Consider the following 12,616-nt stretch of genomic DNA (forward strand, 5'->3'; position numbering starts at 1 on the left):
TCTCCTCCGTCTCCTCCCTCTCCAGGAGTTCGCGCACAGGACACCGCAGGCCCCTCGCCTGTGACAGCAGGTGAGGCGCATCACAGGCGAGCGACGCAGGAGGCGGTACGCGTGACCCGTGGCGTCGTCCCGGTGGCCGCGGAACCGGGGGCCGCCCGACGCGCCGGGCCCCGTGGCTCAGGCGCCGGTCGCCGGAACCGGCGAGAGGTGCCAGAACTCGGCGTAGCGGCCGCCGCGGCGCAGCAGTTCGTCGTGGGTGCCCTCCTCGACGATCCGGCCGGCGTCGAGGAAGACGATGTGGTCGGCGTGGTGCACGGTACGCATCCGGTGAGCCACCATCACCACGGTCCGGCCCGCCATCAGCCGCTCGATGCCGGCGTGCACGGCCGCCTCGTTGACGGGGTCCAGGGCGGAGGTGACCTCGTCCAGCAGCACGATCGGTGCGTCCTTCAGCAGCGCCCGGGCGATCGAGACCCGCTGGCGCTCGCCGCCCGACAGGCGCGCGCCGCCCTCCCCGACGGGGGTCGCCCACCCGTCGGGCAGGCGTGCGACCACCTCGTCGAGTCGCGCGGCGGCCGCCGCCGCCCGCACCTCGGCCTCGGTGGCGTCGGGGCGGCCGAGGCGGACGTTGTCCTCGATGGTGCCGTCGAAGAGGTGGACGTCCTGGAAGACGATGGCGAACCGCGCCATGAGGTCCGGTGCGGCGATCTCGCGTACGTCCGCCCCGCCGACGCACACCGCGCCCGTGTCCACGTCGTAGAACCGTGCGAGCAGGTGCAGCAGGGTCGTCTTGCCCGCGCCCGAGGGGCCCACGGCGGCCAGCCGCCGTCCCTCGGGGACGGACAGCGACAGGCCGTCGACCACTGTGCGCCCGTCGTGCCGGAAGGTGACCGACCGCAGTTCCAGGCCGTTGCCGGCCGGTTGGGCCGGACGGGCGGCCTGCGGCAGCGGCTCGGTGCGCAGCACGGCGTCGAGCCTGGCCAGTTCGCCGCGCGCGGCCCGCAGCTTGCCGCCGAACTCCGCCAGCGACAGCAGCGGATCGGCGCAGCGGGCGGCCAGTACCAGGATGGCGAGCAGCTCCGCGGCCCCGACGCCCCCGCCGAGCGCGAGGTGTGCCCCGAGGACCAGGAGGGCGGTGAACACCGCCTGCACGGTGAGCGTCAGCCCCAGCGCGCCCGGCAGCGCGGAGACGGTGGAGCGGCGGGAGGCGCGCTGGACCTGCCGCAGGGCGTCGTCCAGGAGCCGGAAGCGTTCGGCGGTCCGGCCCCCGGCCCGCAGCACCGGCTGGGCCTGGAGGTACTCGATGACCCTGCCGGTGGCCTCGCGGTCGCGCGCGGCGCGCTCCTTGTCCTCGGCCGCCGTCGTACGCCCGGTCAGGGCCTGGACTCCCGCCACGAGGGGGACCGCGGCCAGTGCGGCCAGGCCCAGCCGCCAGTCGACGGCGAGGATCACGGCGACGACCGTCAGCGGCGTCACGGCGGCGGAGACGAACGGCGCCAGCAGGTGCGCGATGACGCTCATCGCGCGCAGTACACCCTGGCCGGCCAGGACGGACACCTCTCCGACCCGGGCCGCGCCGTACCAGCCGAGCGGCAACCGGGCCAGATGGTCGCCGAGGCGGTGGTACACCCCGCGCAGCAACGCCGTGCCGACGCGGAACCCGGACAGGTCGCTGAGATAGCGCAGCACCGCGTAGGCGGCCACAGCGGCCCCGAACGCCCCCAGCCAGGTCCGGGCGTCGGCGGGCGCGCCCCCGAGCAGCGCCCGCAGCACGGGCACCAGCAGGGCGTAGGACAGGCCCTCGGCGACCGCGGTCGTCGTCATCAGGGCGAGGGTACGGCGCATCGGGCGGCCGTACTCGTCGCCCAGTACGCGCAGCAGCGTGCGGATCATCGCGGTTCGTCTCCCAGCGGCTTGTCTCCCAGCGGTGCGTCTCCCAGCGGCTTGTCTCCGTGCGGTATGCCGTCGGTCGGGTGCGCTCCCCGGGGGCCCGCCGTGGGCTGGGACCGCCACAGCGCGGTGAACCTCCCGTCCGCGTTGAGCAGTTCGGCCGGCCGGCCGTGCTCGACGATCAGCCCGTCCTCCAGGACGGCGACGGTGTCTGCGCCGATGACGGTCTCCAGGCGGTGGGCGATGACCAGGACCGTACGGTCACCGCGCAGGGAGCCCAGGGCGCGGCGCACGGCCTGTTCGGTGTGCGGGTCGGCGAAGGAGGTCGCCTCGTCGAGCACCAGGACGGGGGCGTCGGCCAGCAAGGCGCGTGCGAGAGCGACCCGTTGGGCCTCGCCGCCCGACAACCGGGCGTCCTCGCCGATCACCGTGTCGTATCCGCGGGGCAGTTCGAGGATCCGGTCATGGATGTTCGCCAGCCGGGCGGCGCGTATCACCTCCTCCAACCCGGCGTCGGGGACCGCCAGCGCGATGTTGTCGGCGACGGAGGCGCGCAGCAGGCGGACGTCCTGGAACACGAAGGAGACCGTCCGGTACAGCTCCCGGCTGCCGAGCTCCCGCAGGTCGACGCCGCCCAGCCGGACCGAGCCGGCCGTCGGGTCGACGAACCGCGGCAGCAGCTGGACCAGCGTGGACTTGCCGCTGCCCGACGGCCCGACGAGCGCGGTGACCGTCCCCGGCTCCAGCACCAGGTCGACCCCGCGCAGCACGTCGCGGCCGGGTTCGTACGCGAAGCGGACGCCGCGCAGCTCCACCCGGTGGCCGTCCGGCGCGACGGGGTGCGCCGGCTCCGGCAGCGGCGGGACCGCGAGGACGTCGCGGATCCGGCCGACCGCTCGGCGGGCGGCCTGCAGCTCGTCGAAGCCGTGCCCGAGCGCCGCGACCGGGGCGGTCAGGCCGAGTCCCAGCAGCAGGAACGGCAGCAGATCGGCCGGGGCCATGCCCCCGCCGCCGATCAGTACCGCGCCGCCGGTCAGCACAACCAGCAGGACGAACGGGGGCGACAGCGCCAGCTGCATTCCCGCGGCAATAGGGGAGATGCCGTGCACCCAGCGGCGGAAGACGGCGACGAAGTCGTCGGCGGCGGCGCGGAACGCGCGATGGGCGCGCTCGCCCCCGCCGAAGGCCTTGACGACCGCGATGCCCTGGACGAACTCCACGACGGAGGTCGCGATCCGCGCCATCGCCGCGTCGAAGTCGGCCTGCTCCCTCACCCGGGCCGGGGTCATCATCAGCGGGACCAGCGCCACCGCCGTGACCACGGGAATCAGGGTGATGAGGGTCAACCGCCAGTCGACGGTGACCAGATAGACCAGCGACACCAGCGGTACGACGAAGGCCGAGACCAGCTCCCCGGGCGTGTGGGCGATGAAGGGGTGCACGGCACCGACATCCTCGCCCACCAGCTTGGCGAGCTCACCGCTGCGGCGGCGGGCGAGCCAGCCGATGGGCACCCGCCCGAGCCGCGCGGCCAGCTGCCGGCGTAACGCCAACTGCACCCGTCCGTCGAGCAGATGCCCGATGCCCGCCGCCGCTCCGGTGCACAGCAGCCGGACGAAGAGGCCGGCCGCGCCCGCGACCACGGTGAACCGGACGTGGCCGTGGTCGACGGGGCCGGGTCCGAGCAGGGTGCGGCCCAGCTCGACGACCGCGAGCAGCGGCGCCAGTCCGGCCACCGCGCCGACGACCTGGAGGCCGATCACGGCGGCGAAGCCGCCCGCGTACGGGCGCAACAGCCGCGCCACGCCCTGCCCCTCGGGGGGCGGTTTCCTCTCCTGGACGAGCTCGGTGGCGGTCATCGCCCTCTCCCCCTTCGCCATTCTTACGATGTAAGTATCCGCCGCACGGTAGACTTACGGCGTAAGAATCGTCAACCCGGAGGAGGGCAGCGCCATGGCGGCCAACAGGGCCCGGGGGCAGCGCGCGGGGCTCACGCGACAGGCCGTCCTGGAGGCGGCCGTACGGCTCGTCGACCGGGAGGGGATGAAGGCGCTGTCGATGCGCCGGCTCGGGGCGGAGCTGGGGGTGGAGGCGATGACCCTCTACCACCACGTGCCGAACAAGAGCGCTCTCCTGGACGGGATGATCGAGCAGGTCGTCGCCGAGGCCGTACCCCCCGCGTTCGGCGCCGCCACCTGGCGGGAGGACCTGCGGGCTTACGCCCGGGCGCTGATGGCCGCGCTCGACGCGCATCCGCACGCCGTGCCGTTGCTGCTGTCCCGGCCCGCCATGACGCCCCGCAACCTGCGGACGATGGAGGCCGTGGTGAGGATGCTGCACGAGGCGGGCTTCCCCCTGGCCAGGACCCTGGACATCCTCTACTCGCTGACCAATTTCGTCGTCGGCCACGCCGCCGCGCGGGCGGGCAGCGTCGACGGGGCCGGCAGCCTGGCCGCCTTGGACGCGGAGGCCTATCCCCTGCTCGTCGACGCGGCCCGGGAGGCGGGCGCGGACGCGGGCGAGGCGCGCTTCGCGTACGCGCTGGAGGCGCTGCTGTCCGGCTTCGAGAGGGACCTCGCACGCGGCTGACTCGGGCGGCGCCCGCCGTGGAGGAGGCTCGCAGTGGAGGAGGATGCCGTCGAGGAGGGTGCCGTCGAGGAAGTTCGCCGTTCAGGCGCTCTCGGCCGCCTGCCGTGCGACGGGGCGCCGGTCGGCGCGCTGGTCCCCTCCGCGGCCAAGCGGTCCGTTACGGCCCGCAGCAGCCGGGGCAGCCGCGCACCGAGGTCACGGCCGCGTGGCCGGCCCGCTTCGGCGGGTGCGGCCTCCGCTTCGGCCGTCGTCGTGCGCCGCGCCGACCGTGGTCCCGTCCGTCACCCCGTGGCGGCCAGTCGCTCGCGCCACCAGGCCACCGTCGCCTTGACCTGTTCGTCGAGGGGGGTGGCCCGCACCGTGAACGCGGCTTCGTACGCGCTCGCGTCGGCCACGAACGGGCGGTCGAACTGGTAGCGGATCTCCTTCACTTCGCGGATCAGCGGGGAGAAGACCGAGGCGACCGCCAGCAGGGCCGGGGACAGTCTGCGCACCGCGACCGGCTCCGTGCCCGCCTCGGCGGCGAGGCGGTCGACCATCTGCCGGACGGACAGGGCGGGCTGCGTCGGGACGTGCCAGGCGCGCCCCCAGGCCCGTTCGTCGCCCGCGACCTCCACCATGGCCCTGGCCACATCGGGGACGTAGCTCCAGCTGTGCGGGGCGTCCGGATCGCCGAGGGCGACGACCGGCTTGCCGCGCAGCAGCCGCGGCACGGCGCGGGCGGCCAGGTGGCCGCCGTCGGTGACGCCGGGGCCGAAGAAGTCCGAGGGCCGCACCTCGACCGCCCTGATGCGCCCCTGCTCGTGCAGGGACCGCGTCTCCTCCCACAGCGCGGCGCGCAGCCGCCCCTTGGGGCCGGTCGCCGCGAGCGGCAGCTCCTCCGTCAGGGGGCCGTCCACCGGGCCGTAGCCGTAGAGGTTGCCCAGCATGACGAGGACGGCCCCGGTGGCCTCGGCCGCCGCACAGGCCGCGGCGGCGAGCGGCGGCCATTCGCTCGCCCAGCGGTGGTAGGGCGGCCCCGCGCAGTTGTGGATCGCGGCCGCGCCCCGCGCCGCCCCGGTCAGTCGCCCGCCGTCCGCCGCGTCCCACGCGAGGTGTTCGATCCCGGGCTCCGCCGGGCGGCCGGACCTGGTCACCACCCGTACCTCATGGCCCTGTTCGGCCAGCAGCCGGGCGGTGGCGGCCCCAGCGGGCCCGAAACCTATGACGACATGAAGACTCACCCTCGAACACTAAGCGAAAAAACTTCCGACTACTCTGCCGTTTCCTGTTATCCGCCCAACCCTCGGCGGTCTCCCAAGCGGTGCACACAACGCGCACCGCCGTCGGAAAAGAGTGGACACGGATCGTGACCCAGCAGAGCATGGCGCCCTTGATCGAGGCCGCACGCAACGGGGACCAGAGCGCTCAGGACGCGCTCGTCGCCGCCTGGATGCCCCTGGTGTACAACATCGTCGGCCGGGCCCTGAACGGCCACGCCGACGTCGACGACGTCGTGCAGGAGACCATGATCCGCGCCCTGGAGGGGCTGGGCGGGCTGCGCGACCCCGCGAACTTCCGGTCGTGGCTCGTCGCGATCGCCATGAACCAGATACGCCGGCGCTGGCGCGACCACCACTCCGCCCCGGTCACCGGCGCGCTGCACGACGCGCACGACGTCGCCGACCCGGGCGCCGACTTCGTCGACCTCACGATCGTGCGCCTCGGGCTGTCGGGGCAGCGCCGCGAAGTCGCCGAGGCCACCCGCTGGCTGGAGACCGACGACCGCGAGCTGCTGTCGCTGTGGTGGCTGGAGGCGGCGGGGGAACTCACCCGCTCCGAGGTCGCCGCCGCGATGGAGCTGTCGCCCGAGCACACCGCCGTACGCGTCCAGCGCATGAAGGCCCAACTGGAGACGGCCCGGCTGGTGGTGCGCGCCCTGTCGGCCGCGCCGCGCTGCCCGGAGCTCGACGCCCTCGTCCGCGCCTGGGACGGCGTGCCGTCCGCGCTGTGGCGCAAGCGGGTGGCCCGGCACGCCCGTGCGTGCGTGGCCTGCTCCGGCCACTCGTCGGGGCTGGTCCCCGCCGAAGGACTGCTCGTGGGTCTCGGCCTGGTGCCGCTCGCGGCCGCGGCCCTCCGGAACGGGGCCGTACCGGATGTGACGCCGGCCGGTGCGACGGCGCCGGTGGCGTACGGCAAGCCGCGGGAGCAGCACCGAGGGCGGGGGCGCGGGCAGGGCGGCCGGGTCTCCCGGCGGGACCTCAGGCAGCGTTCCCGGCGCAGGCGCCGCACGCTCGCGGTGGTGCTGGGCGTCGCCGTGGTCGGCGGGACGCTGGGGGTCGTCCAGCTGTGGCCGGGCGCCCGCGACGCCGAGGAGGGCGGCACCGTACGGACGGCGGCGGCGCCGGAGGGCTCCGCACCGGCCGTGCCCACCGCCACGAAGGCCCCGAACACCCCGAAGGCCACGCCGTCTCCGAGCGCGACGCCGACGGCGTCGCCGACCCCCTCGAAGAGCGCGTCCTCCTCCCCCGCCGCGCCCCGCGAGTCCGCGCGGCCGAGCACCACGCCGCCCCGGGCCACCCCGTCCAGGAAGCCGGCCGCGTCCTCGCCGTCGAACCGTCCGCCGAGCGGCGGTTTCGCGCAGCAGGTCACGGAGTTGGTGAACCGGGAGCGCGCGAAGAGCGGCTGCGCGCCGGTGACCATGAACGACAAGCTCGCGACGGCGGCCCAGCGCCACTCGGAGGACATGGCCGCCCGCGACTACTTCGACCACACCTCCCCCGACGGGTCGGGCCCCGGGGAGCGGGTCTCCGCGGCGGGCTACGCGTGGAGCACCTACGGCGAGAACATAGCCCGGGGCCAGCAGAGCCCGGCGAGCGTGGTCGACTCGTGGATGAACAGCCCCGGCCACCGCGCCAACATCCTGAACTGCGCCTTCAAGGAGATCGGCATGGGCATCCACTCCGGCCCGGGCGGGCCGTGGTGGACGCAGGTCTTCGGCGCGCGGAACTGAGGCGCGACCACTGGCACGCGACCACTGCACGCGACCATTGGCGTGCGATCACTGGCGCGCGATCACTGGCGCGCAACCGTTGGTGCGGTAGTGACGTCCTGTCAGATGTCCCACCGTTCGAACGAAAGGCACGCGACTGTGCGACCCGTCGAAGCCCGCGCGACCCGCCGGACCGTCCTGACCGCCGGAGCCGCCGGGGCCGTCGCCGCCCTGGCCGCCGTATCCCTGCCCACCGCCGCGCTCGCGGCGGCGCCCCGGGGAGCCGACCGGCGGTTGCGCGCCCTGGAGCGGGAGCACGACGCGCGGCTCGGCGCGTACGCGTACGACACCGCCACGGGTCGCACGGTCGCGTACCGGGCGGACGAGCTCTTCCCGATGTGCTCCCTCTTCAAGACCGTGGGCGCGGCGGCGGTCCTGCGGGACCTGGACCGCCACGGCGAGTTCCTGGCCCGCCGCATCCACTACACCGCGGAGGACGTCGTGCGCGCCGTCCACGCGCCGGTCACCAAGGACCCCCGTAACCTCGCCAACGGCATGACGATCGCCGAGCTGTGCGCCGCCTCCATCACCCACAGCGACAACGCCGCGGCCAACCTCCTCCTGCGGGAGCTGGGCGGCCCCACCGCCATCACCCGCTTCTGCCGCTCCCTCGGCGACGACGTCACGCGTCTCGACCGCTGGGAGCCCGAGCTGAACACCGCGGAGCCGGGGCGGGAGACGGACACCACCACGCCGCGCGCCATCGCGCGCACGTACGCCCGCCTCGTCCTGGGCAACGCCCTCGCCCCCGGTGACCGCCGCCTGCTCACCGACTGGCTGCTCGCCAACACCACCAGCGTCGACCGGTTCCGGAAGGGGCTCCCCGCCGACTGGACGCTCGCCGACAAGACCGGTGGCGGCGACTACGGCACCAACAACGACGCCGGGATCGCCTGGCCCCCCGGCCGTCCGCCGGTCGTCCTGGTCGTCATGACGACCAAGCCGGAGAAGGACGCCCCCTCCGACAACCCGCTGGTCGCCAAGGCGGCCGCCGTGCTGGCCGACGCCGTCGGGGGCGCCGTGTGAACGGGGGCCGGGTGTACGACGACGAGCGGCTGGCGGGCGCCTACCAGTCCGGCAACGAGATGCCCGAGGAGTCCCTCCGCGACTGGACGGAACTGATCGGCTCCTTCGCCGGCCGCCCGGCCCCCTCGGTGGTCGAGGTCGGCGCGGGCACCGGCATGTTCTGCTCGGCGATGGCCCGGTGGCTGCGGCCGTCGCGCGTGGTCGGGGTCGACGCCTCCGAGGCCATGCTGCGGCAGGCGCGCCGCTTCAACGCGCACCCGAGGGTCCACTACCTGGCGGGCACCGCGGAAGCCGTACCCACCGGCTCCGGGCTGTTCGACCTCGCCCTGCTGTCCCGGGTCGTCCACCATGTGCCCGACCGGCGCCGGGCGGCCCGCGAACTGGCCCGTGTGCTGCGCCCCGAGGGGACGGTGGTCATCCGGACGACGTTCCGGGAGCGGCTGGACGCCCTGGTGTACGACTACTGGCCGCGCCTGCGCGAGCTGGACGAGCGGCGGTTCCCCTCGGAGGCCGAGGTGCTGGAGGACTTCGCCGGGGCCGGTTTCACGGTCCGGACCGTCACGTCGTTCGCCCGGCCGGTCACCGCGACCCTCGGGGAGTACCACGCCCGCATGGTCGCCCGGCCGCAGTCGAAGTTCACCCAGCTCACCGCCGCGGAGTTCCAGGAGGGCCTGGCACGCCTGGAAGCCGCCGCCCACGCCGAGGCGGAGGCTTCCCCCGCGCCGGTGGTGGAGCGGTACGACGTGGCCGTGCTCGCGTCCGCCGCCTGACCGCAGGTACGCGTACGGGCCCTGGCGCGGGTGCGGGCGCGGGCGCGGCCGCTGGCGGCGTACCACTGGGCGCCCAGCGTCAGCGCGAGGGCCAGCTCGACGGCGTCGCCGCCGTAGTACATGAGTTGGGCGCCCCTGTGCAGGTCGGCCGCGGCGAAGGCGGTACCGGGCGGGGGCGTCGCGTACAGGGTCTTGGCGAGGACCGCGTGGGCGGTGCCGGCGGCCAGCAGGGTCGCCGCGCGCACGGGCAGGCCGCACCGGCGGCCCACCGGGTCGAGCCGGCAGACGGTGAAGGTGAACAGCAGCCCGGCGGCGAGCACGTGCGCGTGCACGGCGGCGTGCAGCAGCGGCTCGTGGTGGGTGGCGGCGAACAGGCGGGTGCGGTACAGCAGCCACAGGCCGCCGAGGTCGAGGAGCGCCGCCACCGGCGGGAACAGCAGCCAGGCCGCCGGGCCGGAGCGCGCGAGCGCCGTCAGGGCCCGGCGGACACGGCCCGGCGGCAGGCTCCGCAGGACCAGGGTCAGCGGCCGCGCGAGGGCCAGGAGCAGCGGTGCCGCCATGCCGACCGCCAAGTGCCGCGCCATGTGCGCGGTGAATTCCCCTCCAGGGGGTGCGCCCACCGGTGCGCCCAGCACGGCCCAGGCCAGGGCGGCGCCGCCCGCCGTGAAGGAGAGGTCACGCCGCCGGGACCAGGCGTCGCCCCGGCGGCGGAGGCGTACGGCGGCCAGCGAGTACGCGGCCACGGCCGACAGCACGGCGACGGCGGTGACCTGGGCGAGCGAACCCGGGCCGTCAGGGGGCGTCACGGCGCCGCTCGACGGGGCCCGCGGGCCGCGCGGCGGGCGAGGACGGCGAGGGCCGCCCCGGTGAGCAGCAGGAGCACGCCGGCCGCGTTCCACGCCCAGTCGTACGGGGTCACGTCGACGCCGTACCTGATCTGGTGCAGGCGCAGCAGCTTGTGGTCGACGACGCCGTCGAACAGCTGGAAGGCCCCCAGTCCAAGGAAGAACCCCGCCCGGGCGTGGGCGGGGGCCAGGGCGCGGCGGCGGCGCAGGTCGGCGTGGAGGAAGAGCCCGGCGACCAGGCCCAGCAGCTCGGCGGTGTGCAGCAGTCCGTCGGAGAGCAGGCCCACGGCGCCGGTGGACCGGTCGTAGAAGTGGTGCCAGCCCAGGATCTGGTGGAAGACGATCTCGTCGACGGCGGCCATCACGGCCGCGCCGATCAGGGCCCAGACGGCCATCGAGGACCGCGGGCGGGCCGGTTCGCTCATGGGGCTGCTGCCTTCCTGTCGGCGGTCGGGGCCGGGTACACGGGGGTGGGGGCGCACGGGATGCGTCTACCCGGCGCGTCGCGGTGAAGCCGTACGCCGTACGCCGATCGAGTGCCGGGGCGCCGGCGGCGGATACGCGCGGCTTCGCCGGGTACCCGGCGCTCCATGATGGAGCGCGCACTGTGGCAAGGGCTGCTGGCCGGGGCGGCGGGCGGTCTCGCGATGACGCTGGGCGAGAAGGTCGAGCAGCGCCTGACGGGCCGGCCGAACTCGTACGTCCCCGCGCGGGTGCTGGAGCGCCTGACGGGGATGGCGGAGCGGCCCGGGAAACAGCCGACGCCCGTCAACTGGGCCATGCACTTCGGCCAGGCCGCGGCCCTCGGCGTCCTGCGGTCGGTCATGGCGCACGCGGGGCTGCGCGGGCCGGTGTCGTCGGCGCAGTTCGCGGTGGTCCGGCTCACCAACGACCAAATCCTGGAGAACGCGACGGGCGTCGGCGCCCCGCCGCAGACCTGGCCCCGCAAGGAGCTGGTGGTGGACCTGCTGCACAAGGCCGTCTACGCCTTCGCGACCGGTGCCGTAGCCGACGCACTGGCGGCCCGAGACGGCCTGGGGCCCGGGCAGCGCCACGCCGCCGTCCGGCCGGGGCGCCACGCCGGTGTCGGGCCTCTGCCCCGGAAGCACTCCTACGGCCGTTGAGAGGGCGTACGCATGCGGCGAAAGCTCGTGGACACCGGGCTGGTCCGGACGGTGTGCCGGTACGTGGCCCGGCGGCGCCGGGCGCCGGCGCTGCACCCGGAGGGCCTGAACTGCTCCGGGGTGCTGACCGTGCCCGGTTCGGCCCACCGCGCCTGGGGGGTCGCGCTGTTGGACGAGCCGGGGACGTACCGCGTCACGGCCCGCTGGTCGCGGGCCCTCGGGCTGCCCGAGCGGCTCCCGGACGGCTTCGGTCTCGCCCTGCGGGTGGAGGACGCCTCGGGGCCCGGACGGCCCTGGGATCTGCTGCTCACCACCAGCGGCGCGGGGCGGCTGCTGCGCCATGTGCCGCTGCCGCGCCGGCATCCGTTGCGCGGCCCGTACGGCACGCTGACGGCGTACCGGGTCGGGCGGCGGACCTGCTGGCTGGCGGTCGTGCCGCGCGGGCCGCACCGCTCGGTGCGCGGGGGCCTCGGGGCCGTGCGGGGGCAGCTGGGGCGGAGCGACGTGGTCTTCGACCTGTGCGTCGCCGCGCGGGGGCAGCCGTGGCGGCCCGTGGCCGTGTTGACGCTGTCGGCGCGCCTTCCGTGGACGGGCGCCTCGCCGGGGTACGACCCGTACGGGCGCAGTGCCCCGGGCCTGCGGCCGAGCGACCGGCTGCGCGCGCTGCGCACGGAGGCGTACGGCGGTTCCCGTGAGGGACGCGCCGAGCAGGGAAGGTGAAGGGGCATGGCCGCGCCCACCGCACCGCGGTGCGCGCGGCCGTGGAGTCGGCACGGCCCGCCGCCGCGTGGCGGGCGGGCCTCTGAGAAAGCGGGACGCAGAGTGGAACTGTTGCGACGTACTCGTCGGCGCTACTCCGGCGACGAGGACCGCCCCCTGGGCGGCTACCTCGCGGCCATGGCGGGGTACGGGCTCTACGCGTCGGCGTGGGCCGCGGCCATCCGCCGGCGCGGCGCGCGGCCGCCGGTCCGGCCGGAGCCCTGGGACGTGGCGCTGACGGCGGTGGCGACGTTCCGGCTGAGCCGGCTCCTCACCAAGAGCTCCGTGACCAGCCCGATGCGGGCGGCCTTCACGACGTACGAAGGCCCGCAAGGGCCGGCCGAGCTGAGCGAGTCGCCCCGGGAGGGCGGCCACAAGGCCGCGGCGGAGCTGCTGACCTGCCCCTTCTGCATGAGCGTCTGGGTGTCGACCGCCCTCACCGCGAGCCAGGTCCTGTGGCCGCGCGGGGCGCGGACGGTGATGGCGGGCCTGGCGGCGACGGCGGGGGCGGACGCGTTGCAGCTGGCCTACTCCCTGCTGACGGAGAAGGCCACGAAGAGCTGAGCCGCGCCGCCCCTTTCG

Annotated in this window: 11 protein-coding genes and 1 pseudogene; 7 read left to right on the top strand and 5 right to left on the bottom strand. The window is 75.3% G+C overall.

All coding sequences use genetic code 11. The annotated features are described in order from the left end of the window. Positions 1-177: 177 nt before the first annotated feature. Positions 178-1,893: an ABC transporter ATP-binding protein gene (locus tag AC07FJ_RS22100; RefSeq protein WP_479051058.1), complete on the bottom strand. Its 1,716-nt coding sequence runs from the start codon at positions 1,891-1,893 to the stop codon at positions 178-180. Further along, positions 1,890-3,749 carry an ABC transporter ATP-binding protein gene (locus tag AC07FJ_RS22105; protein WP_479051059.1) on the bottom strand — a complete coding sequence of 620 codons (1,860 nt, stop codon included), beginning with the start codon at positions 3,747-3,749 and terminating at the stop codon, positions 1,890-1,892. The genes AC07FJ_RS22100 and AC07FJ_RS22105 overlap by 4 nt, the downstream gene beginning before the upstream one ends. Before the next feature lie 94 nt (positions 3,750-3,843). Here AC07FJ_RS22105 and AC07FJ_RS22110 point away from each other — a divergent pair, with 94 nt between their 5' ends. After that, a complete protein-coding gene (locus tag AC07FJ_RS22110; RefSeq protein ID WP_479051060.1) occupies positions 3,844-4,479 on the top strand; it encodes a TetR/AcrR family transcriptional regulator C-terminal domain-containing protein in 636 nt (211 codons plus the stop codon). A 281-nt stretch (positions 4,480-4,760) separates the two neighbouring features. Here the strand turns inward: AC07FJ_RS22110 and AC07FJ_RS22115 are convergent, their stop codons facing one another. Further along, the gene (locus AC07FJ_RS22115; protein WP_479051061.1) at positions 4,761-5,702 is read right to left on the bottom strand and encodes an NAD-dependent epimerase/dehydratase family protein; all 942 of its coding nucleotides are present in this window, start codon (positions 5,700-5,702) and stop codon (positions 4,761-4,763) included. 125 nt (positions 5,703-5,827) lie between these two features. Here AC07FJ_RS22115 and AC07FJ_RS22120 point away from each other — a divergent pair, with 125 nt between their 5' ends. From AC07FJ_RS22120 to AC07FJ_RS22130, 3 genes are all read left to right on the top strand, one after another. Further along, positions 5,828-7,471 (top strand): sigma-70 family RNA polymerase sigma factor, encoded by a 1,644-nt coding sequence (locus AC07FJ_RS22120; RefSeq protein ID WP_479051062.1) that lies wholly within the window; start codon positions 5,828-5,830, stop codon positions 7,469-7,471. A 105-nt stretch (positions 7,472-7,576) separates the two neighbouring features. Continuing rightward, entirely contained in the window at positions 7,577-8,536 is a 960-nt protein-coding gene (gene bla / locus AC07FJ_RS22125; protein ID WP_479051063.1) for a class A beta-lactamase, read from the top strand. Next, positions 8,533-9,306 (top strand): class I SAM-dependent methyltransferase, encoded by a 774-nt coding sequence (locus tag AC07FJ_RS22130; RefSeq protein WP_479051064.1) that lies wholly within the window; start codon positions 8,533-8,535, stop codon positions 9,304-9,306. Before bla ends, AC07FJ_RS22130 begins: the two co-directional genes overlap by 4 nt. 116 nt (positions 9,307-9,422) lie before the next feature. Here AC07FJ_RS22130 and AC07FJ_RS22135 read toward each other — a convergent pair. Further along, positions 9,423-10,205: pseudogene (locus tag AC07FJ_RS22135) on the bottom strand (cytochrome c oxidase assembly protein); the annotation flags it as partial. Further along, the gene (locus AC07FJ_RS22140; RefSeq protein WP_479051065.1) at positions 10,109-10,576 is read right to left on the bottom strand and encodes a DUF2243 domain-containing protein; all 468 of its coding nucleotides are present in this window, start codon (positions 10,574-10,576) and stop codon (positions 10,109-10,111) included. The gene AC07FJ_RS22140 and the pseudogene AC07FJ_RS22135, both read right to left, overlap by 97 nt. Before the next feature lie 165 nt (positions 10,577-10,741). Between AC07FJ_RS22140 and AC07FJ_RS22145 the strand changes: the two genes are divergently transcribed. From AC07FJ_RS22145 to AC07FJ_RS22155, 3 genes are all read left to right on the top strand, one after another. Next, positions 10,742-11,275 carry a hypothetical protein gene (locus tag AC07FJ_RS22145; protein ID WP_479051066.1) on the top strand — a complete coding sequence of 178 codons (534 nt, stop codon included), beginning with the start codon at positions 10,742-10,744 and terminating at the stop codon, positions 11,273-11,275. Positions 11,276-11,287: 12 nt separating this feature from the next. After that, entirely contained in the window at positions 11,288-11,995 is a 708-nt protein-coding gene (locus tag AC07FJ_RS22150) for a phosphodiesterase (RefSeq protein WP_479051067.1), read from the top strand. A 102-nt stretch (positions 11,996-12,097) separates the two neighbouring features. Further along, positions 12,098-12,598, top strand: a complete 501-nt coding sequence (locus AC07FJ_RS22155) for a DUF1360 domain-containing protein (protein WP_479051068.1) — start codon at positions 12,098-12,100, stop codon at positions 12,596-12,598. Positions 12,599-12,616 lie beyond the last annotated feature (18 nt).

The sequence above is a fragment of the Streptomyces sp. NPDC045998 genome, from assembly GCF_056430285.1.

Excerpts from the sequence above, each read along its gene's own strand:
- AC07FJ_RS22100 (WP_479051058.1), bottom strand. The coding sequence starts at position 1,893 with ATGATCCGCACGCTGCTGCGCGTACTGGGCGACGAGTACGGCCGCCCG.
- AC07FJ_RS22105 (WP_479051059.1), bottom strand. The coding sequence starts at position 3,749 with ATGACCGCCACCGAGCTCGTCCAGGAGAGGAAACCGCCCCCCGAGGGG.
- AC07FJ_RS22110 (WP_479051060.1), top strand. The coding sequence starts at position 3,844 with ATGGCGGCCAACAGGGCCCGGGGGCAGCGCGCGGGGCTCACGCGACAG.
- bla (WP_479051063.1), top strand. The coding sequence starts at position 7,577 with ATGTCCCACCGTTCGAACGAAAGGCACGCGACTGTGCGACCCGTCGAA.
- AC07FJ_RS22140 (WP_479051065.1), bottom strand. The coding sequence starts at position 10,576 with ATGAGCGAACCGGCCCGCCCGCGGTCCTCGATGGCCGTCTGGGCCCTG.
- AC07FJ_RS22145 (WP_479051066.1), top strand. The coding sequence starts at position 10,742 with ATGATGGAGCGCGCACTGTGGCAAGGGCTGCTGGCCGGGGCGGCGGGC.
- AC07FJ_RS22150 (WP_479051067.1), top strand. The coding sequence starts at position 11,288 with ATGCGGCGAAAGCTCGTGGACACCGGGCTGGTCCGGACGGTGTGCCGG.